The organism is Pseudomonas oryzagri, from assembly GCF_020831405.1.
GTDB lineage: Bacteria > Pseudomonadota > Gammaproteobacteria > Pseudomonadales > Pseudomonadaceae > Geopseudomonas > Geopseudomonas oryzagri.
On sequence record NZ_JAJHPU010000004.1, the window covers coordinates 22,009 to 43,257 of the forward strand.

General features: G+C 69.2%; 18 protein-coding genes. 16 read left to right on the forward strand and 2 right to left on the reverse strand.

Annotated features, from left to right (window positions below; translation table 11 throughout):
* Positions 1 to 231 precede the first annotated feature (231 nt).
* From LMJ29_RS01775 to LMJ29_RS01805, 7 genes are all read left to right on the forward strand, one after another.
* Entirely contained in the window at positions 232 to 1,344 is a 1,113-nt protein-coding gene (locus LMJ29_RS01775) for a DUF1214 domain-containing protein (protein WP_229603426.1), read from the forward strand.
* Entirely contained in the window at positions 1,341 to 2,513 is a 1,173-nt protein-coding gene (locus LMJ29_RS01780; protein ID WP_229603427.1) for a sulfotransferase family protein, read from the forward strand. Before LMJ29_RS01775 ends, LMJ29_RS01780 begins: the two co-directional genes overlap by 4 nt.
* Before the next feature lie 36 nt (positions 2,514 to 2,549).
* A complete protein-coding gene (locus LMJ29_RS01785; RefSeq protein ID WP_229603428.1) occupies positions 2,550 to 2,690 on the forward strand; it encodes a hypothetical protein in 141 nt (46 codons plus the stop codon).
* 10 nt (positions 2,691 to 2,700) lie between these two features.
* Complete coding sequence (locus LMJ29_RS01790; protein WP_229603431.1) at positions 2,701 to 3,687, forward strand: acetyltransferase; 987 nt, start codon at positions 2,701 to 2,703, stop codon at positions 3,685 to 3,687.
* Positions 3,688 to 4,050: 363 nt separating this feature from the next.
* Positions 4,051 to 5,217: an acyl-CoA dehydrogenase family protein gene (locus LMJ29_RS01795; RefSeq protein WP_229603434.1), complete on the forward strand. Its 1,167-nt coding sequence runs from the start codon at positions 4,051 to 4,053 to the stop codon at positions 5,215 to 5,217.
* 12 nt (positions 5,218 to 5,229) lie between these two features.
* On the forward strand, positions 5,230 to 6,297 hold the full coding sequence (locus LMJ29_RS01800) for an acyl-CoA dehydrogenase family protein (RefSeq protein ID WP_229603437.1): 1,068 nt from the start codon (positions 5,230 to 5,232) through the stop codon (positions 6,295 to 6,297).
* Positions 6,298 to 6,357: 60 nt separating this feature from the next.
* Positions 6,358 to 7,554, forward strand: coding sequence for a helix-turn-helix transcriptional regulator (locus LMJ29_RS01805; RefSeq protein WP_229603440.1), 1,197 nt, complete (start codon positions 6,358 to 6,360; stop codon positions 7,552 to 7,554).
* A 396-nt stretch (positions 7,555 to 7,950) separates the two neighbouring features.
* On the opposite strand, the gene LMJ29_RS01810 is transcribed toward LMJ29_RS01805, so the two are convergent.
* The gene (locus tag LMJ29_RS01810) at positions 7,951 to 9,258 is read right to left on the reverse strand and encodes an MFS transporter (protein ID WP_229603443.1); all 1,308 of its coding nucleotides are present in this window, start codon (positions 9,256 to 9,258) and stop codon (positions 7,951 to 7,953) included.
* A 288-nt stretch (positions 9,259 to 9,546) separates the two neighbouring features.
* Here LMJ29_RS01810 and LMJ29_RS01815 point away from each other — a divergent pair, with 288 nt between their 5' ends.
* From LMJ29_RS01815 to LMJ29_RS01850, 8 genes are all read left to right on the forward strand, one after another.
* The gene (locus tag LMJ29_RS01815; protein WP_229603446.1) at positions 9,547 to 10,833 is read left to right on the forward strand and encodes an NAD(P)/FAD-dependent oxidoreductase; all 1,287 of its coding nucleotides are present in this window, start codon (positions 9,547 to 9,549) and stop codon (positions 10,831 to 10,833) included.
* A gap of 65 nt (positions 10,834 to 10,898) precedes the next feature.
* Positions 10,899 to 12,089, forward strand: coding sequence for a saccharopine dehydrogenase family protein (locus LMJ29_RS01820; protein WP_229603449.1), 1,191 nt, complete (start codon positions 10,899 to 10,901; stop codon positions 12,087 to 12,089).
* An 83-nt stretch (positions 12,090 to 12,172) separates the two neighbouring features.
* Positions 12,173 to 13,543 (forward strand): DUF1329 domain-containing protein, encoded by a 1,371-nt coding sequence (locus LMJ29_RS01825; protein ID WP_229603452.1) that lies wholly within the window; start codon positions 12,173 to 12,175, stop codon positions 13,541 to 13,543.
* 134 nt (positions 13,544 to 13,677) lie between these two features.
* Positions 13,678 to 15,267, forward strand: coding sequence for a DUF1302 domain-containing protein (locus LMJ29_RS01830; RefSeq protein ID WP_229603454.1), 1,590 nt, complete (start codon positions 13,678 to 13,680; stop codon positions 15,265 to 15,267).
* A 487-nt stretch (positions 15,268 to 15,754) separates the two neighbouring features.
* Positions 15,755 to 16,912, forward strand: a complete 1,158-nt coding sequence (locus LMJ29_RS01835) for an acyl-CoA dehydrogenase family protein (RefSeq protein WP_229603456.1) — start codon at positions 15,755 to 15,757, stop codon at positions 16,910 to 16,912.
* Complete coding sequence (locus LMJ29_RS01840) at positions 16,909 to 18,102, forward strand: acyl-CoA dehydrogenase family protein (RefSeq protein ID WP_229603458.1); 1,194 nt, start codon at positions 16,909 to 16,911, stop codon at positions 18,100 to 18,102. Before LMJ29_RS01835 ends, LMJ29_RS01840 begins: the two co-directional genes overlap by 4 nt.
* Before the next feature lie 11 nt (positions 18,103 to 18,113).
* The gene (locus LMJ29_RS01845) at positions 18,114 to 18,500 is read left to right on the forward strand and encodes a steroid Delta-isomerase (protein WP_229603460.1); all 387 of its coding nucleotides are present in this window, start codon (positions 18,114 to 18,116) and stop codon (positions 18,498 to 18,500) included.
* Positions 18,500 to 18,952 (forward strand): nuclear transport factor 2 family protein, encoded by a 453-nt coding sequence (locus tag LMJ29_RS01850; protein WP_229603462.1) that lies wholly within the window; start codon positions 18,500 to 18,502, stop codon positions 18,950 to 18,952. Before LMJ29_RS01845 ends, LMJ29_RS01850 begins: the two co-directional genes overlap by 1 nt.
* Positions 18,953 to 19,032: 80 nt before the next feature.
* Here LMJ29_RS01850 and LMJ29_RS01855 read toward each other — a convergent pair whose 3' ends face one another.
* Complete coding sequence (locus LMJ29_RS01855; protein WP_229603464.1) at positions 19,033 to 19,806, reverse strand: SDR family oxidoreductase; 774 nt, start codon at positions 19,804 to 19,806, stop codon at positions 19,033 to 19,035.
* A 166-nt stretch (positions 19,807 to 19,972) separates the two neighbouring features.
* Here LMJ29_RS01855 and LMJ29_RS01860 point away from each other — a divergent pair, with 166 nt between their 5' ends.
* Positions 19,973 to 20,830 (forward strand): alpha/beta fold hydrolase, encoded by an 858-nt coding sequence (locus tag LMJ29_RS01860; protein ID WP_229603466.1) that lies wholly within the window; start codon positions 19,973 to 19,975, stop codon positions 20,828 to 20,830.
* Positions 20,831 to 21,249 lie beyond the last annotated feature (419 nt).

The following is a 21,249-nucleotide window of genomic DNA, read 5'->3' on the forward strand; positions in this document are numbered from 1 at the left end:
TGGGAGGGGATCGGCGCCGCGGGCTGCGGGCCGGCTTTTTTCCACGGTAGGGAAGCTGCCGCTCTGGCTTCTTCGTCTGACCAGACGAACTTTTTCCGCCCTCGACGAGCAGGGCTTCCGGCCACCCACCGGCTGCCCGCTTTTTAGTCCGCCCAGACGAAGAATCGATGCCCGCGGCCTCCCTAAGGTGACGACAGCGGCGCCCCCTGCGCCGGACCAGAGGAGACCGACATGGCGATAGACGAGATCGAACGGCAGGTATGCAGCGGGCAGGTCTGGAGCGATTTCTGCGACCAGCTCAAGCGGTGTGGCGAGCAGATCCTGCGGGCCGAGGCGCCCAGCGACGCGCTGAACCGCGCGGAGGGTTACCGCTACCTCACCCGCCTGCTGCGCATCGCCCTGGAAATGCACCTGGAGTTCGCCGACCCGGACTTCCCCGGCTTCTTCTCGCCGTCCCATGAGACGGCCAAGATCGGCGCCGACAACCCGGACAACCTGTACCAGTACGCCCGCCTCAACGGCGAGAACCAGTACCGGGTCAGCGGCCGGCGCGGCAGCGTGGCCTACCTCAGCTTCGGCACCCAGAAGGGCGGCTACGAGAGCGACGGCACGATGATCCAGACCGGCTTCATCGACGCCAGCCAGTTGCAGCTGGAGGCCGACGGCAGCTTCGAGCTGATCCTCAGCCAGCAGCCGCCGGCCAGCGGCAACTGGCTGCGCCTGGAGCCGGCGAGCAACGCGCTGATCGTGCGCCAGACTTTCCTCGACCGCGGCGCCGAGCAGCCGGCCCAACTGCGCATCGAGCGTCTGGACAACCGGCAGCAGCCCGACCCCCTGACTGCCGAACGTCTGCAGCAGAGCCTGGGGCGGGTCGCCAGCTTCGTCGAGAACACCGCGCGGCTGTTCGCCGACTGGGCCGAGGGTTACCAGGCCCGGCCGAACCAGTTGCCGCCGGCCGACCAGGCGCTGTGCCAGGCGGTGGGCGGCGATCCGAACATCTTTTACTACCACGGCTACTGGAAGCTGGCCGAGGACGAGGCGCTGCTGATCGAAGTGGAGCAGGTACCCGACTGCGACTTCTGGAACCTGCAGATCGACAACTACTGGATGGAGTCGCTGGACTACCGCTACCACCGCATCTGCCTGAACAAGCACTCGGCGCGGCTCGACGGCCGAGGCGGCGTGCGCCTGGTGCTCAGTCACCGCGATCCCGGCCTGCCCAACTGGCTGGAAACCGCCGGGCATGCCGACGGCACCTTCTGCCTGCGCTGGGTCGGCGCCCAGTCCCCGGTCCATCCCACCACCCGCGTGGTCAAGCTCGCCCACCTCGAGGAGCTGCAATGAGCCATTCCGTTTCCTTCGCCCCCGACAGCCTGCTGGCCGAGGCCAGCGCCCGCACCGAAGGGCTGGACGACTTCGGTCCCGGCGATTTTCGCGAGGCCCTGCGCGTGCTGGAGCCGGCCCTGCACGGGCAGGCCCGCCTGTCGGCCCAGGGCGCGACCCTGCTGCGCGAGAAGCTGGTGTCGCAATTGGCCAACCGCCTGGTGATCGAGGACCACTGCAAGCGCTTCCCGGAGATCCTCGAGCAGCCCGTCGACGACCCGCTGGTGATCGTCGGCCTGCCGCGCACCGGCACCACGTTGCTGCAGCGCCTGCTGGCGGTGGACCCGCAGTTCAGCAAGGCGCAGTGGTGGGAGACCCGCTATCCGGCGCCGCTGCCCGGGGAAAGCCTGGAGCGGCCGGACCAGCGCATCGGCCGGGCGCGCGGCGAAGTGGCGGCGATGATCGAGTTCGTGCCGCAGATCCTCGCCATCCACCCGCTAGACGCCGAGCAGCCGGACGAGGAGTTCATGCTGATGGAGCACTCCTTCCTCTGCGCCATGGACTCCTACGTCAACGTGCCGGACTACACCGCCTGGCTCGATCGCCAGGAGCAGACCCAGGTCTACGCTTACCTGAAGAAGACCCTGCAGTTCCTGCAGTGGCAGCAGGCCCGCCGCGGCATCGCCCCGGGGCGGCGCTGGCTGCTCAAGAGTCCGCAGCACCTGCACACCCTGGAGCTGCTGCTCAAGGTGTTCCCCGGCGCGCAGGTGATCCTCACCCACCGCGATCCGGGCAAGACCATTCCGTCGCTGGCCAGCTTCATCCATACCCTCTGGCAGATGTACAGCGACCAGGCCGACCCGGCCCAGGTCGGCGAGCAGTGGAACAGCCGCATGGCCCGCGCCCTGCGCCACAGCATGGCGGTCCGCGAGCGGATGCCGGCCGGCGCCTTCCTCGACGTGCGCTTCGAGGACACCGTGCAGGCCCCGCTGGATGTGGTGGAGCGCATCTACCGCTTCGCCGGCCTCGAACTGGCGCCGGCGACCCAGGTGGCGATGGCTGCCTGGCTGGCGCTGAACGGCCGCGACAAGCGCGCCGCCCACCAGTACGACGCGGCCGCCTTCGGCCTGGACGAGGCCCGCCTGGAACAGGACTACGGCGCCTATCGCACCCGCCACCTGGCCCACTGATTTTCCCGCCCGACAACAAGCACAGAGAAAAACCACATGCTGCTGAACGACAAGGTTGGGATGCTCTCCGGCATCGGACCCGGCGGGGACATCGAGCCCGCGCTGTTCCCGGTCTCCGACTATGCCAGTGCGATCAATGGCGCCCAGCTCGACACCAACGGCGAGCGGATGCGCTGAGGAGGCGAACATGCTGGATCATTGCGCCTTCAACGGCGACGCCGACGGGCTGTGCGCCCTGCAGCAACTGCGCCTGGCCGGCGAACTGGACGCGGCGGTGCGCCTGGTCAGCGGGGTGAAACGCGACATCGGCCTGCTCGAACGGGTGCAGGCCGGCCCCGGCGAGCGGGTCACGGTGCTGGACATCGCCCACGACAGCAACCGCGCGGATGTCGCGCGGCTGCTCGCCGGCGGGGTCCGGGTGCGCTACTTCGACCACCACTTCGCCGGCGAGCTGCCGGAGCATCCGGGGTTCGAGTCGTTCATCGACACCGCCGCGGACGTCTGCACCAGCCTGCTGGTGGATCGCTTCCTCGACGGCCGCTTCCACCGCTGGGCGGTGGCGGCGGCCTTCGGCGACGGCATGCCGGGACCGGCGCGGGCGCTGGCCCTGCGCCACGGGCTGGGGGAGGGCGACACCACGCTGCTCGCCGAGCTGGGCCTGCTGCTCAACTACAACGCCTACGGCGAGCAGCCGGCCGACCTGCATTTCGACCCGCTGGCGCTGGCGGCGCAGCTGCTGCCGTACCGGGACCCGCTCGACTTCGTGCGCGATAGCCCGAGCTTCCAGCGCCTGCGCGAAGGCCATGCGGCCGATATGGCGGAAGCCGCCGCACTGCGCCCGTGGCGGGAGGTGCCGGGAGCCCGCCTGTACCGCCTGCCTGACGCACCCTGGGCGCGCCGGGTCAGCGGAGTGCTGGCCAACCAGCTGGCGGCCGCCGATCCGCAGCGCGCGCTGGGGCTGCTCTCGGCGCGCGCCGACGGCGGCTGGACCTTCAGCCTGCGGGTCCCCGCCGCCGCGCTGGAGGCCGATGCCTTCTGCCGGCGCTACCCCAGCGGCGGCGGCCGCAAGCGCGCCGCCGGCATCAACCACCTGCCGGACGAGATGCTGGAGAACTTCGCGGCGGCCTTCCTGGCCGACTATCCCGCGCCCGCAGTCCCCAGGGCGAACGCATGACCCGCTGTAGGGGCGAATTCATTCGCCAGGCAGGCCCTCGGCCTGCCCTTGGCAACAGCCGGGCCGCGTTGCGGCCCAAGGCGAATGAATTCGCCCCTACAGGCCAGCAAATCGCCCGCAGTCGCCCGGCAAGCCAGTCGCCAGCGACCCGCGCGTTAGTCCCATAGGACGATGTTGGCCCCCTGACGCGGGAGTTAAATCCGATTCATGGGGCCTCACGGCAGGCCCCCATGAACACGCGCGAGGGGTGCGCCGCATGGCTATCCGTGGACGGGCCTGCCGCTCGCAGGATTTCCGGCAGGCGCGCGGCTTCGTCGTCGAGAGGCGCAGCGCGCGATTTTCCCAGGCTGAGGCAGGCCGACCATGCAACTGAACTACACCCCGGCCCAGCAGGCCTTGCGCGCCGAAGCGCGCGCCTGGCTGGCCGCCAACGTGCCGGCCACGCCGCTGGCGTCCTTCGATACCGCGGAAGGCTTCCAGCAACACCGCGCCTGGGAGGCCCGGCTCAACGAGGGCCGCTGGGGCATGGTGACCTGGCCGACCGAGCTGGGCGGGCGCGGCTGCGACCTGATCGAGTGGCTGATCTTCGAGGAGGAGTACTACCGGGCCGGCGCCCCGGCGCGGGTCAACCAGAACGGCATCTTCCTGCTCGGCCCGACCCTGATGGAGTTCGGCACCGCCGAGCAGCAGGCGCGCTTCCTGCCGCGCATGGCCACCGGCCAGGACATCTGGGCGCAGGGCTGGTCGGAGCCGGGCGCCGGTTCGGACATGGCGGCGATCCGCTCCACGGCCAGGCGCGACGGCGACCACTACGTGCTCAACGGCCAGAAGATCTGGTCGACCCGCGCGGTGTGGGCCGACTGGCTGTTCGGCATCTTCCGCAGCGATCCGCACTCCAGTCGCCACCATGGCCTGACCTTCATCCTCCTGCCGCTGGACAGCCCCGGCGTCACCGTGCGGCCGATCCGCCAGCTCAACGGCCTGGCGGGCTTCGCCGAGATCTTCTTCGACGATGTGAAGGTGCCGGCGGAGAACGTGCTCGGCGGCGAGGGCATGGGCTGGCAGGTGGCGATGTCCACCGCCGGCTTCGAGCGCGGGCTGCTGCTGCGCTCGCCGGCGCGCTTCCAGGAAACCGCGCGGCGCCTGGTGCAGCTGTACCTGGCCAACCGCGAGCAGGCCGACCGCGACCCGGCCATCGGCGAGGCGGTGATGCGCGCCTGGCTGGACGCCGAGGCCTACACCCTGAGCACCTACATGACCGCCTCGCGGCTGGTGCAGGGCGGCAAGATCGGCCCCGAGTCGTCGACCAACAAGATCTTCTGGTCGGAACTCGACCAGCGCATGCACGAGACCGCCCTGAGCATCCTCGGCGAGCGTGCCGAGCTGCTGCCGGAGGCGCCGGACGCCGGCGAGGTCGGCCAGTGGCTGGACGGCTTCCTGTTCGCCCAGGCCGGGCCGATCTACGCCGGCACCAACGAGATTCAACGCAACATCATCGCCGAGCGCATGCTCGGCATGCCGCGCGCCTGAGGAGCAGCGACCATGGACTTCACCTTCAGCAACGACCAACTGCTGTTCCATGAAAGCGTCCACCAGTTCTTCACCAACGAGGTGACGCCCGAGCTGATCCGCGAGCTGTGGGACAGCCCGAGCGGCCGCAGCGACGCACTCTGGGCGCAGCTGGTCGAGCTCGGCCTGCCGGCCCTGAGCGTGCCGCAAGGCCATGGCGGACTGGGCATGAACGAACTGGACTGCGTGCTGATCGCCCAGGAATGCGGCTACGCCGGCCTGCCCGAACCGCTGGTGGATACCGTGCTGGTCGGCGTGCCGCTGCTGGCGGCGCTCGACGATGACCGGGCCCAGCTCAAGGACACCTGGCTGCCCCGGGTGGCGGCGGGCACGGCGCGCCTGGCGGTGGGGCAGCCGGGGCGTGCGCTGGTGGCCGACGCGCATGTCGCCGACCTGTTGCTGCTGGCGCATGGCGACGAGGTGCACGCCGTGCCGCGCGCCGCGGTGACGCTGACCGCCAACGCCTCGCTCGACCCCAGCCGCCGGCTGTTCCGGGTCGACTGGACGCCCGGCGCCGCCACCCGCGTGGCCGCCGGCGCGCAGGGCAGGGCGCTGTGGGCCGCCAGCCTGAACCGCGGCAAGCTGGGCACCGCCGCCCAACTGCTCGGCCTGGCCCTGCGCATGCTTGATCTCGCGGTGGACTACAGCTTCGAGCGCAAGCAGTTCGGCAAGCCGATCGGCTCGTTCCAGGCGGTCAAGCATCTGATGGCCAACGTCGCAGTGCAGATCGAGTTCGCCAAGCCGCCGCTGTATCGCGCCGCTTACACCATCGCCCACGACCAGGCCGCGCAGGACGTGCTGGTTTCCCACGCCCGCCTGGCCTGCGGCGAGGCCGCGCTGCTGGCGGCCAGGCACGCCATCCAGGCCCACGGCGCGATGGGCTACACGTGGGAAATGGATCTGCAGATTTTCATGAAGCGTGCCTGGGCGCTGGACAAGGCCTGGGGCGGACGCGGTGCGGACAAGGCACGGATCCGCGAGGCGCTGTTCGGCGGAAGACTGGCCATCGGCGCCGGCACCACCTTCGCGGCCGCCGGCTGAGCGCCGACGCCATATCCCGGCCCTCCCCGGGGAGGGCGTTGCCCGAGAGGAGAGGCTCCCATGCAGGCTGCCGCCGTCCCGAAACACCCGGTCGCGCCACCGGCCAGCGGCGCCACCGTGCTGCCCGAGCTGATCGGGCTGGTCTATGAAGGCCTCAACGAAGCCCGGCCCTGGGCCGCTCTGGCCGACCGCCTGCGCCAGGTGCTGGCGGCGATCAACGTCACCGTCACCCTGCTGCACGCCGAGGATCGGCCGACCGATATCCAGGTGATGTCCGTCGATCCGGACGACGGCACCGACTGGCTACAGGCGGAGCGGGTCCACCGCGAGCGTTTCGCGCATGTCGAGCTGGTCGACCCCAAGTCGCTGCGCCCGGGCGAGGTGCTGGTGTTCGGCCCGCAGGACGTCGAGCCGGACTGCGCCGAGTTCATGGCCTTCCTCAATCTCGCCAGCTGCCTGCGCACCTGCTTCGCCGAGCCGGGCGGCATGCGCTGCTGGATCGACGTGATCCGCGGCCACTGCGAACCGCAGCGGCCGTTCGCGGCCAGTGAGCTGGAGCTGATCGGCGCGCTGTTGCCGCACCTGTCCCGCGCCCTAGGCCTGTTCGCCCGGCTCAAGCGCCAGGAGGCGGAAAAGTCGATTTACGAAGGCTGCCTGGATCATCTGCTGCTCGGCTGCCTGCTGCTCGACGGCGATGGACAGCTGCTGTGCGTCAACCGGGCGGCGCGGGCGATCGTCGACAAGCACCAAGGCATCGAGCTGAGCCATGGCCGCGTGCAACTGCAGGACCGAACGGCCCAGCGCGCACTGGACAAGGCCATCGGCAATGCCATCGCGGCCAGGACGCAGGAAGGCGGGCGCTACCGTGGCGAACTGGTGCGCCAGCACGCCCAGGACGGCGTGCTGCTCGGCATGCTGGCGACGCCGGCGCCGCTGTTCGACTACTACTACCAGGGCCGCCACGTACCGAGCGTGATCATCTACCTCTCGGAGCTGACCGAGAGCCTGGCCATGCAGCAGGTCTCCGGCGGCTCGGCGGCGGAGCTGATCGCCCAGCTGCTCGACCTGACCCGCCAGGAAGCCCGCCTGGCCGCGCTGCTGGCCTGCGGCCAGACCATCAGCGAAGCCGCCGGGCAGATGGGCATCGCGGTGACCGCTGCGCGCAACTACTCGAAGAACATCTACGCCAAGCTGGGCATCAAGGGGCAGACGGACCTGGTGCGGATCCTGTTCAAGAGTTTCGCGTTGTTGCGCTGAGCGGTGTATCCCGACAGGGCCGCCAATTTCTCCTGTAGGGGCGAATTCATTCGCCAAGGGCCGCAACGCGGCCCCCGGAGGTCGCCCCTGGGCAGGCCGCTGGCCTGCTTGGCGAATAAATTCGCCCCTACAAGAGATGGTGCAGGCTCGGAAGCCGTGCGTGCGAGGCCCCCGAATCCTTCCGGGGCAAGCGCATGCAGACATTTCCCCACGGCGGATCGAGCGGGCAGGAGAGTCGGGGCGGGCCTTTGTGGTGGACAAGGCTGCGCCGTTGTCCACCCTACGGAAAATGCTGCGCTCACCTGTAGGGGCGAATCCATTCGCCATGGGCCGCAACGCGGCCCCCAGAGGTGGCCCGGGGCAGGCCGCGGGCCTGCTTGGCGAATGAATTCGCCCCTACAGCGGATTGACCGGGGGCCGCTGCTGCAGGGTGATCGGCACGCTGGCCGCGGCCGCCAGGGCGGCGCAGAGCAGCAGGGCAGGGGCGTAGCTGCCGGTGGAGTCGACCAGGTAGCCGACGGCGGCCGGGCCGAAGGCTGCGCCGAGTCCGCCGAGCAGGTTGCCGATGCCGAGCAGGCTGGCGAAGTTGCGCGGGCCCACGGCCTCCACCAGCAGCAGCGGGGCGAGCTGGTTGACCAGGTTGAAGGTGCTGCCCCAGCCCAGGGTGAACACCGCGACCGCCGCCAGGCCCCAGGCCGGGTGGCTGGCGAGCAGCAGGCAGAGCACGCCGGCGATGCCGATGGCGTTGCCGCACAGCAGGAGGGTCCTCGCGCTCAAGCGCTGGCTCAGCGCACCGAACAGGAAATTGCCCGCCAAGGAGGCGGCGCCCACCCCGGCGTACCAGCTGGCGGCGGTCTGCGCCGAATAGCCGGCCGCGACCAGGCAGGCAACCAGCGAGATGTAGATGCCCACGCCGCTCATGGTCAGCAGCAGCTGCATGGCGATCCACAGCCAGTAGCGCGGCATGCGCAGCACCTGGCCGATGGCGTGGCCGGGTAGCGCCTGCGTCGCGTGCGGGCTGGCCGCCGCCGGCGCATCGGGCAGGCGCGCCAGCCACATCAGCAGGGGCACGCAGACCAGCAGGATCAGGCCGGCGATGGCCTGCATGACGCTGCGCCAGCCGAGTTCGCCGATCAGCCGGGTGAGCAGGTTGGGGAAGATCACCCCGCCGATGGCGGCCCCGGCGAGCAGGAGGCCGAAGGCCAGGCCCTGCCGGGCGGGGGCCATCCAGCGGGCGGCCAGGGTCATGGCCGGCACGTAGGTCGAGGCGCCGACGCCGATGCCGGCCAGCGCCAGGGCCAGGGTGAGGCGGTCGATGTCGGGACTGCCGGCGGCGAGCAGGTAGCCCAGCGCCGCCAGCACGCTGCCGGCGGTCATCACCGGCCGCGGCGCGAGGCGGTCGAGCAGCCAGCCGGCCAGCGGCATGCTCAGGGTCATGCTGAGCATGAAGGCGGTGGCCATGCGCGCGGCCTGCTCGTGGCTGCAGTGCAGGTCCGTGGCGATCGGCAGGGTGAACAGGCCGAGGGCGCTGATGGTGGTGCCGAAGATCACGCACAGCACCACCGCCAGGCCAACCACCAGCAGCCAGCCCTGGCGCTGGTCGGGCAGGGCGGCCGCCGCTGCCTGGGGCGCGGGGCGGCGTTCGGCGGCCTCCGCGAGCGCTGCGCCGTCCAGCGCCACTGCCGTCTGTTGCATACGCGCCATGCTCGATCTCTTCAGGTGATGGGTCGGAAAGTCCGGCCCGGAGTCTACCCAGCGACCGATCTCCCCCAGCAGTACCAGCTGGTACTGGAGCGCCGCTTCGCCTCCTCAATAGGATCGATACCGCTGTGGCAGGCAGCGGCGGTGGGATTGCGCCGCGCCCTGCGCAGTTCGAAGCGAGGGTTGTGGCGTGAATGCGAGGAGGCGGCAGTGAGTGGGCGAGGGTTGCGCAGTGCAGTGGCGGGGCAGGTTCCCGTCTTTCCGGTAGCCGATGCCTACGAGGCAGGGGTGGTGCCGATTCGCTTCAGCGGCTGGCCGCTGCCAGGGGAAATCCCGGCCTACCCGGCCCTGGATCGGGACATCGAGGCGGACGTGGTGGTGGTCGGCGCCGGGCTGGCCGGTGCTTCGCTGGCCCTGCGCCTGGCCGAGCAGGGCGTCGCCGTGGTGGTGCTGGAGGCGGATCAGCCGGGCAGCGGCGCCTCCGGCCGCAACGCGGGGCACGTGCAGCCCTACCTGGGCTCGTTCGAGCCGCTGCGCGCCCATGCCGACGGCGGGCGACGCTTTACCGACTACTTCATCGAGCACCGCAACGTGGTCTTCAATCTGTGCCGCAAGCATGGGTTGCAGGCCGACGCCGCCCAGTCCGGCATGGTCGATGCAGCCACCCGCCGGCACGCCGCGCTAGAGACCAAGGTGAAGAAGTGGAAGTCCCTCGGCTATGACGTGGACGTGGTCGGCGCCGAGCGCCTCAATGAGCTGCTCGGCACCAGCGCCTACAGCTACGGCATCCACTGGCGCGAAGGCGGCCGGGTCAATCCCTTCCTGTTCACCAACGGCATGATCGCTGCCGCCGCCCGCCTCGGCGCCCGGGTGCATGGCAACTCCAGCGTGGTGGGCTGCGAGCGCAGCGGCTCGTCGTGGCGCGTGCGCACCGCCGTCGGCAGCGTGCGCGCCCCGCAGGTGGTGCTGTGCACCAACGGCCACGCCGGCAATGCCTTCTTCCCGGAGCTGGCGCGCACCCAGTTCCCGCTGGTGGCCTGCGGCCTGGCGACCCGGCCGCTGCCGAAGGCGGCCCTGGAGATCATCAACCCGGCGCGGGTCGCGCTCATGCAGTACCCGGCCGGCCTGTATCCGCTGGTCGTCGACGGGCGCAACCGCCTGATCACCGCGACCATTCCGGCCTCCGGCCGCGCGCAGAGCGCGGCGGATCATTTCGCCTACTTCCTGCGCTACCTGCGGCGCACCTACCCGCAGCTGGGCGACACGCTCATCGAGCTGGAGTCCTACTGGACCGGCATGACTGCCAATTCGTCCTCGGTCTACGAGGCGGCCTATCCGAAGTTGTACCAGGTCGCCGATGGCGTGCTGGCGCTCAACAACTTCGGCTCCTGGGGCAACGTGCTGGGCCCGATGATGGGCGTCAACCTCGCCGAGGCGCTGGCCGCCGGCCGCCTGGCCGCCTGCCTGCTGCCGCTGGAAACGCCCAAAGCCGTGCAGTTCCCCGGCCTGTTCGAAACCAAGATCCGCCGCGTGCTGATCCCGGCGGCGCGCTGGGCCGACAAGTTCCACCTCGTCTGAGCGGGCAGTGCCCGCGCAGCGAATGCCTTGCAGAAGAACAACAACCATAGAAGAAGGAAGTAAGCATGAAAGTCTTGCTATTGGGATGCGGCAACGTGGGCGCCAACGTGGCGCGGCAGCTGGTCCCGCGCCACCCCGAGCTGGAGTGCGTGGTCGGCGACCTCAATCTCGCCGTTGCCGAGAAGCTCGCCGCCGAGCTGGGCCCGCGGGTTCGCGGCGTGCGTGCCGATGTGCTCGATCCCGCCTGTCTGGACGAGCTGCTCGACGGCGTCGATCTGGTGTTCAACGCGGTGGGGCCGTTCTACCGCAGCGCCGTGCCGGTCATCGAGGCCGCGCTGCGCGCGCGGGTCGACTACATCGACATCAACGACGACCACGACGTGGCCGAGCAACTGTTCCTCGATCCGTCCTGGCGGCAGCGCGCGCTGGCCGCGGGGATCCGCCTGATCATCGGTTGCGGCTCGACGCCGGGGCTGACCAACGTGATGGCCCGCCTGCTCGCCGACCGCCTCGACACGGTGCACGAGATCCATCTGGCCACCGCCGTGCCCTTCGTGCCGGGCCTGCTGTCGCCCGCGGTGGTCGACCACATGATGCACATCACCGCCGGCGAGGTGCTGCAGTTCGTCGACGGCGCGTACCGCAAGATGCCGGGCTGGGGCGGCCGCCTGGAAGTGCCGTATTCCTTGCCGTTCAAGCCCTATCCGTCGTTCTTCATCGGCCACGGCGAAACCGTCACCCTGCCGTACTTCATCAAGGGCGTGAAGCAGGTGACCAACCGCATCGGCTTCTTCCCCGAAGCCGGCTCGGAAATCTGGCGCAAGCTGATCGACCTGGGCCTGGGCAGCACCGAGCCGATCGAGGGACTGGGCATCTCGCCGCTGAAGTTCCTCACCCGCCACCTGACCAGCGAGGCGGGCCTCAAGAGCATGAGCGTCGACCTTTCCGACGAGCCCTGGGCGGTGGTCTTCCGCGTGGAGGTGATCGGTGAGCGCGATGGCGCCGAAGTCTGCTCGGTACTGGAGCAGCACCTCGATCTGCCGGTCGAGGAGACCGCGGACAGCACCTCCGACCCGACCCCGACCTGCGCGCGCCTGGCCATCGAGGCCTGGCTGGCCGGCCAGGTGACCGGCCAGGGCCTGCTGGCCCCGGAGGTCTGCCTGGATGCCGAGGCCTACGTTCACGCCTACGCCTGCGAGACCGGCGCCACCTTCATCACCACCGAAACCAAGGTCAAGCGCCACGAGCACGCCTGATCGGCGCGCCACCGCGAACGATCACCAACGGACCGCTCCCCGTCGGGAGCGGCCTGGGGCACAACAAGAACAAGAGGCAAGCCATGAATATCCCGTTTCGTAGCAGCCTGCCGCTGGCAGCACTGCTAATGCTGGTCGCCCAGGGTAGCTGGGCCAAGATCGACGGCGCCGAGGCGCAGAAGCTCGGCAAGGAACTCACCTGCTTCGGCGCCGAGAAGGCCGCCAACGCCGATGGCTCGATCCCGGCGTTCAGCGGCAAATGGCTGGGCACCCCGCCGGGCATGAAGTTCGACGGCGTGGGTACGCGCCACCCCGATCCCTACGCCGACGAGAAGCCCCTCTACACCATCACCGCGCAGAACATGGAGCAGTATGCCAAGCGTCTGTCCGACGGCCAGAAGGCGCTGCTGCGCAAGTATCCGCAGAGCTTCGCCATCCCCGTCTACCCCAGCCACCGCGACTTCCGCCTCGACGACATTCGCTGCGACATCACCCGCAAGAACGCCCTGACCGCCGTGCTGGAGGACGGCAACATGGGGGTGAAGGCCTTCAAGGGCGGCACGCCTTTCCCGCTGCCGAAAACCGGCGACGAACTGCTGCGCAACATGCTGCTGCCGGCCTACGTCATCCAGGAGGATGCGGTCTACGACCAGGCGGTGGTCTATCCGGACGGCAAGGCGGCCTGGGGGCAGATGCGCTACGAGATCCTCGACAAGACCGGCGGCCCGGAGGATATCGGCCAGCCGACCACGGGGATCTTCGCCTACTCGCGGGCGACCGTGCTCAAGCCCGAACGCCAGAAGGGCGAGGCGTCGATGACCTACACCTACTTCAACGAGCTGACCAATCCGCAGACCAGTTGGCAGTACAACCCCGGCGCCCGCCGCGTGCGCCAGTCCCCCGGCTTCGGTTTCGACATGCCGCTGGGCGTGGGCGGTTTCCGCACCATCGACGACGACCGCCTGTTCAACGGCTCCCCCGAGCGCTACGACTGGAAGCTGGTCGGCAAGCGCGAGCTGTACATCCCCTACAACGGCTACCGGCTGGAAGGCTCCGATGTGAAGTATGCCGACCTGCTGAAGGCCGGCAGCATCGACCCGCGCGCCATGCGCTACGAGCCGCACCGCGTCTGGGTGCTGGAAGCCACCCTCAAGGAAGGCTATCGCCACCGCTACGCCAAGCGCGTGCTGTACATCGAGGAGGACAGCTGGCAGGCGGTGATGGCCGACAACTACGACGCGCGCGGGCAGCTGTGGCGGACCAACTTTATGAACACCTACTACGCCTACGACGCCCGGGTGTTCCACGCCGGGGTCACGGTCTACCACGACCTGATGTCCGGGGCCTACCTCGCCGACCGCCTGACCAACGAAGGCGAGGCGCCGCGGCTCAACGGCGACCGGCTGAAACCCTTCATGTACACCACCGACATGCTGCGCCAGGCGGGCCGCTGAGCGGTCCGGCGAAACGGGATTTCCCCAACTTCCCCAATAGGCTCGGTGACGACGCTATGCCGTCGTCGCCGCGACCTGCCGCGCCCTGAACGGGCGAAACGAACCCCGCGCGGCAGGCAATCAGGAGACAGAAGATGAAGCATTTTGCAGATCGGGCGATGGCACCGTGGCTGCTCGGGGCCTGCCTGCTGCCGCTGGGCGCGCCGGTAGCGGCCGGCTCCTTCGAGCTGGGCGACGAGGTCGACGCCGACTACGTGGTCAACCTTTCCTATGCCGCGGCCTGGCGCCAGCACGATCCGGCCCGCGCCCTGGTCGACGGGCCGATCGACCCGGAAAGCGGCCTGCCGACCACCGTCAACTCCGACGACGGCAACCGCAACTTCAAGGGCGGCGCGATGATCAACAACCGCGTGGCGCTGCTCGGCGAGCTGGACCTGAAGTACCGCAACTACGGCGGCTTCGTGCGCGCCAGCACCTTCTACGATGACGTGTACTTCCACGCCAACGACAACGACTCGCCGGAGACCGTCAACAAGACCGGCGCGCACGACCACTTCAGCTCGCAGGCCAGGAACCGCGCCGGCAGCCGCAGCCGCATCCTCGACGCCTACCTGTACGGCAGCCTGCAGACCGGCGAGGAGTCGATGCTCAACCTGCGCGCCGGTCGCCAGGTGGTGCAGTGGGGGGAAAGCCTGTTCTTCCCCAACATCGCCGGCGCCCAGTCGCCCGCCGACGCCACCAAGGCCAACGTGCCGGCCACCGAGGTGAAGGACATCCTGCTGCCGGTCGGCCAGGTGCTCGCCCAGTGGCAGCTCAGCCCGGACTTCGGCTTGGCCGCCTACTACCAGTACGAGTACAAGCGCACCGAGCTGGACCCGGTCGGCAGCTATTTCTCCTACGCCGACATGATCGGCCCGGGCGCCCAGTTCATCTACGCCGCGCCGGGCTTCGTGATTCCCAAGGGGGATGACGACGAGCCCCGCGACAGCGGCCAGTGGGGGGTGAGCGCGCGCTTCGCGCTCGGCAGCGAGAGCGAGGCGAGCCTCTACCACCTGCGCTACCACGACAAGAACCCCAATGTGGCGCTGAATTTCGAGGACGGCTTCCTGGCCTCGTACAGCGTGGTGTACTTCGACGACATCGAGCTGAGCGGGGCGAGCTTCTCGACCCGCCTGGGCGATGTGAACCTGGCCGGCGAGGTCAGCTACAAGGAAGGAGTACCGGTGCTGGTCGACTCGGTGATCGGCGCCTCCGCCACCCGCGCCGACGCCACCCAGGCCCAGCTCTCTGCCATCTACCTCACCGGCCCGATGCTGCTGTCGGACCAGACCACCTTCATCGCCGAGGTCGCCTACCTGCACGTCAACGACGTCGATGCCTTCGAGTTCGAGGGCATGCGTTCCGACGAGCTCACCTACGACCGCAACGCCTGGGCCTATCAGCTCCTGATGACGCCGTCGTGGAACAACGTCATCGACGGCTGGGACCTGAACATGCCGATCTCCTTCGCCCATCAGGCCCGCGGCACCGCCGCGGTGGCCGGCGCCTTCGGCAGCCTGGTCGGCGAGGGCGACAAGCGCGTGAGCGTCGGCCTCAACGGCAAGTATCTCAACAACCTCGAGCTGGGGATCGCCTACAACGGCTTCCTGGGCAGCGCCGATCTGGACAAGCGCCCGCTGGCTGACCGCGACTACTACGCGTTCAGCGCCAAGTACAGCTTCTGAGGTTTGCGCGCCGTCCTGTAGGGGCGAATTCATTCGCCAGGCAGGCCTTCGGCCTGTCCTTGGCAACATCGGGGCCGCGTTGCGGCCCAAGGCGAATGAAGTCGCCCCTACAACGGATCGCCCCCGTTGGCACCCTGCAGCCTGCGGATCGTCCATGCGGACGATTCCGCGCCACGCCCCCACGACCCACGCCCCGGAAGACCGCCGCTTTTTCGCGTTCAGCGCCAGGCATCGCTTCCGAGATCTGCGCCGCCGTCCTGTAGGGGCGAATTCATTCGCCAGGCAGGCCTTCGGCCTGCCCTCGGCAACATCGGGGCCGCGTTGCGGCCCAAGGCGAATGAATTCGCCCCTACAACGGATCGCCCCGTTGGCACCCTGCAGCCTGCGGATCGTCCATGCGGACGATTCCGCGCCACGCCCCAGTCGCCAGACTCGATCCCACCGGCCGCCCACGGCGCGCCCCCACGACCTGGAAAAAGGTAGCTATATGGAATTCGCATTCAGCGACGAGCAGGAGATGATCCGCACGTCCGCCGAGGCTTTCCTCGCGGACGTCTCGGATTCCGCCGCCGTGCGGGCGGCGATGGCCAGCGAGCAGGGTTACGACCCGACGCTATGGCAGCGGCTGTGCGGCGAGATGGTCTGGCCGGCCATCCACATCCCCGAGCAGTACGGCGGCCTCGGCCTGGGCTTCGTCGAACTGGCCATCCTCCTCGAACAGATGGGCCGCCGCCTGCTCTGTTCGCCGTTCTTCGCCACCGCCTGCCTGGCCACCCCGGCACTGCTGCTGGGCGGCAGCGACGCGCAGAAGGCGCGCTGGCTGCCGCAGCTGGCCGAGGGCAGCCTGACCGCCACCCTCGCCTACGCCAGCGACAATCGCCAGGGCCTGGACGCGGTGCAGGCCAGCGCGCGCGCCGAGGGCGAGGGCTTCGTCCTCGACGGCGTGCTGCGCCATGTGGTCGACGGCCACAGCGCCGACCTGCTGATCGTCGCCGCGCGCGGCGCGCAGGGCATCAGCCTGTTCGCCGTGGACGCCACCACGCCGGGCGTCAGCCGCCGCCTGAAGCCGACCCTCGACCAGACCCGCAAGCTCGCCGAGGTGCAGCTCGAGCAGGTGTACGTCGGCGCCGACGCGCTGCTGGGCGAGGCGGGGCAGGGCGGGCCGCTGCTGGAAAGGGTGCTGCAACTGGCCTGCGCGGCGCTGGCCGCCGAGCAGACCGGCGGCGCCCAGCAGGCGCTCGACCTGACCCTGGCCTACATCCAGGAGCGCCAGCAGTTCGGCCGCCCGATCGCCAGCTTCCAGGCCATCAAGCACCGCGCCGCGGACATGATGCTCGAAGTGGAATGCGCGCGTTCGGCCGCCTACTACGCGGCCTGCGCGGCCCAGGAGATGCTCGACACGCAGGGCGATGCCTTCGTCGCCGCTGAGCTGCCACTGGCCGCCGCGCTAGCCAAGGCGCGCTGTTCGGAAGCCTTCTTCCACTGCGCGGCCGAGTCGATCCAGCTGCACGGCGGCGTCGGCTTCACCTGGGAGTACGACCCGCACCTGTATTTCAAACGCGCGCGTGCCAGCGAGGCCTTCCTCGGCGCCCCGTCCTGGCACCGCGAACGCATCGCCACCGCGCTCATGGGAGAGTCGGCATGAAGATCAGTTTCAGCGCCGCGGACGAAGCCTTCCGCGCCGAAGTCGCCGCCTGGCTGGCGGACAACCTGGGCGGCGAGTTCGAGCAGCTGCGCTTTCGCGGCGGCCCGGGCGACGAACACAGCTTCCCCGAGGAGCGCAAGGCCTGGGAGCGCAAGCTCGCCAAGGGCCGCTGGACCTGCGTGGGCTGGGCGCCGGAGCACGGCGGGCGCGGCCTGTCGATCAGCCAGCAGGTGATCTTCCACGAGGAATACGCGCGCGCCGGCGGCCCGGGGCGCATGGGCCATATCGGCGAGGGTCTCGCTGGCCCGACCATCGCCGCCTTCGGCACCGCCGAGCAGCAGCGCCGCTTCCTGCCGGGCATCGTCGCCGGCACCGAGTTCTGGTGCCAGGGCTATTCCGAGCCGGGCGCCGGCTCGGACCTCGCCAACGTCAAGACCCGCGCGGTGCTCGACGAAGCCAGCGGCAAATGGCGGATCAGCGGCCAGAAGGTGTGGACCTCGCTGGCCCACGAGTCCGAGTGGTGCTTCGTGATCGCCCGCACCACGCCGGGCAGCGTCGGCCACCAGGGCCTGTCGTTCCTGCTGGTGCCGATGGCCCAGCCGGGCGTCACGGTGCGGCCCATCGAGCAGCTCACCGGCACCTCGGAATTCAACGAGGTGTTCTTCGACGAGGCCGAGACGGACGCCACCAACATCCTCGGCGCCCCCGGCGATGGCTGGAAGATCGCCATGGCGCTGCTCGGCTTCGAGCGCGGGGTATCCACCCTCGGCCAGCAGATGCTGTTCCAGAACGAGCTGGAGGAAATCATCCGCATCGCCCGCGCCAACGGCGCCGCGCGCGATCCGCTGCTGCGCCAGCGCATCGCCGAGGCCTGGGGCGGCCTGCGCATCCTGCGCTACAACTCGCTGCGCATGCTCTCCGGCGCGCAGGACGGCGCGCTGCGCCGCGAGGCGATGATCTACAAGCTGAACTGGGCCAGCTGGCACGCCGATCTGGGCAAGCTGGCCATGGACGTGCTCGGCCCCGACGCCGAATTGCTCGAAGACGGGCCGTACCAGCTCGGCCGCCTGCAGTCGATGTTCCTGTTCAGCCGCTCCGACACCATCTACGGCGGCACCAACGAGATCCAGCGCAACATCATCGCCGAACGCGCGCTGGGCATGCCCCGCGAACCGCGCGTGCGCGCCTGAGGAGCGACGCCATGCTTACCCCACAGCAGATCCAGGCCCGGATGGCGCTCTACGTCGAGCTGGTGGATGCCGGCGATGTCGACGGCATCCTCGCCCTGTATGCCGCCGATGCGACGGTCGAGGACCCGGTGGGCACGCCGGTCCACCAAGGCCGCGAGGCCATCGGCCGGTTCTACCGCGAGGGACTGGGGCAAAGCCGGGCCAGCGCCAGTCTCCAGGGCGCCGTCCGCGCCACCCACAACGGCTACGGCGCCATGCCCTTTCGCGTCGAGCTCGACTGGGACGGGCGGCGCTGCTCGATCGAGGTGATCGACGTAATGGAGTTCGACGCCGAAGGCTGCATCCGCTCCATGCGCGCCTACTGGGGCGAAGCCAACCTGACGATGAGGGATCTGTGATGAACCTGGAAGAGCGCATCGCCCGCCTGGAGGCGCTGGAAGCGATCCAGCGGCTCAAGCACCGCTATCTCAACGCCTGCGACCTCAAGCAGGTCGAGACGATCCGCGACTGCTTCGCGGCAGGGGAGATCCTTATCGACTACGGCCCGATTGGGATTTTCCGCGACCGCGACAGCTTCGTCGCGCTCTACCAGGAGCTGGCCTGCCAGCCGCGGGTGATCGACCTGCACCACGGCTCCAACCCGGAGATCGACCTGCTGAGCGAGGACGAGGCCGTGGCGCGCTGGGCGCTGTGCTACTTCAACCTCGACGCCGAGACCGGCGCGACCCGCCAGCTGGGCGGCTTCTACCAGGATCGCTACCGCCTGATCGACGGGCAGTGGCGCATCGTGGAAACCACCTTCCGCGGGCATTTCGAGGCCAGCGGCGTGTGCCTGCAACGCAGCGCCTGACGGCCTGGGCAGTAGCCGCAAACGAAAAACGGGGATCGTCGCGATCCCCGTTTTTCGTTGTGCCTCGTTAGGTGACGTGGTCAGCCGGCATTGGAAGCGGCCAGGAAGGCCGGACTTTCCCCGCCGCCGTGCACGCAGATATCCACCCCGCTGACATAGCCGGCCATCGGCGAGGCCAGGTAAAGACAGGCATTGGCAATGTCCTGCGGGCTGGCCATGCGCTGCAGCGGGATGCTCGCCGCAACGCGCGCCACCCCCTCGGCATCGCCGTAGTGCAGCTCGGCCTGCTCGGTGAGGATCAGCCCGGCGGTCACCGCATTCACCCGCACCCTGGGCGCCCACTCCACCGCCAGCGAGCGGGTGAGATTGAGCAGGCCCGCCTTGGCCGCGCCGTAGGCGGCGGTGCCGGGCGAGGGGCGGATGGCGCTGACGCTGCAGATATTGATGATCGCGCCGCCCTCGGCCTGCGCCTGCATCACCCGGTTGGCCAGCTGGCAGAGGTTCAGCGGCGCCAGCAGGTTGAGGCGGATGATGGATTCGGAAAAGCGCGGCGAGGCGGTCGCCGCGTCGGCATGCGGGGCGCCGCCGGCGTTGTTGACCAGCACGTCGAGGCGGCCGTGACGCTCGACCACCACCTCGACCAGGCGCTGGGCCTGCTCGAAGTCGCGCACGTCGCAGGGCAGAAACAGCGCCTGGCGGCCGTCATGCGCCGGCAACTGCTCGGGTGCGTTGCGCCCGCAGATCACCACCTCGGCGCCGCGTTCGAGGAAGCTCTGGCTGATGCCGCGGCCCACCCCCTTGCCGCCGCCGGTCACCAGGACCACCTTGCCGCTGAAATCGATCGGATCGTGCATGCACCACCTCCTTAGCCAGTCGCTGATGCCGCCAAGGCTAATGGGGCAGGGCGCGAGCGCCTTCGTCCACGCGGACTCGGCGCTGTTGCTTAGTCTCCTCGGACGATTCCGGCGCGGATTCCCCTTCGGACAATGCCTTTCCAACAATAAGACGGGGAGGGCCGCCATGGGCGCGCTACCGCAAGGGCGATTCGTGACGCTGAACGATGGGCTGCAATTGCATTATCTTGAGGCCGGCTTTCCGGAGGCCGGCTGCACGGACGCCGGCTCCGGAGAGCCGGTGGTGTTCATCCACGGCAGCGGGCCGGGCGCCAGCGGCCACAGCAACTTCAAGCAGAACTATCCGCAGTTCGCCGAGGCCGGCTACCGGGTGATCGTGCCCGACCTGCCGGGCTACGGCGCCTCGGACAAGCCGGAAACCGCCTACACCCTGGACTTCTTCGTCGATGCCCTGAGCGGCCTGCTCGATGCGCTGGACATCCCGCGCTGCGTGCTGGTCGGCAACTCGCTGGGCGGCGCCATCGCCCTCAAGCTGGCGCTGGACCAGCCGCAGCGGGTCAGCAAGCTGATCCTCATGGCACCCGGCGCGCTGATGGAGAAGGAGGAGTACTACCAGCAGATGGAAGGCATCCAGAAGATGGGCGCGGCCTTCGCCAATGGCGAGCTGAACGACGCCGCCGGCATGCGCCGCCTGCTCGGCCTGCAGCTCTACGATGCCTCGACGATCAGCGACGAGACCGTCGCCGAGCGCGTCGCCGTGGTCCAGCAGCAGCCGCGTTGCGTGCTCTCCACCATGCAGGTGCCGAACCTGGCGCCGCGCCTGGGCGAGCTGCAGTGCCCGATCCTCGGTTTCTGGGGCGTGAACGACAAGTTCTGCCCGGCCTCCGGGGCGCAGACGCTGATGGCTGCCTGCCGCAATATCCGCTTCGTGCTACTCAGCGAGTGCGGGCATTGGGTGATGGTGGAGTATCGCGAGCTGTTCAACCGCACCTGTCTGGACTTCCTGGCCGAAGGGCGCAAGTAAGCGAAGCCTGCAGCGCCGCAGGGCGCTGCATCTCCGGTGTGTGATGGGGTGAATTCGTGCGTCTGGCGGGGCTTTCTGGCGAATGAATTCGCCCCTACAGGGATCGTGCAGACCCGACGCCAATCGTATGCTTGCCCCGGATTCCGCCAACAGCCATCGCATGCAGCCATCGTTCCGCGTGTAGGGGCGAATTCATTCGCCTTGGCACGGCCTATTGGCGAATAAATTCGCCCCTACAGAGATTGGCGGGCCCGTCAGCCAATCGCGCGATTGCCCGAATCCCGTCCAGAGCAAGCGTATGCAGCCGATGCCCAACCTGTAGGGGCGAATTCATTCGCCTTTTCGCGGCCTTCAGGCGAATGAATTCGCCCCTTGTATCTCGACTGCCATCCCTCCTGGGGTGATAGTTCCCGACTGAT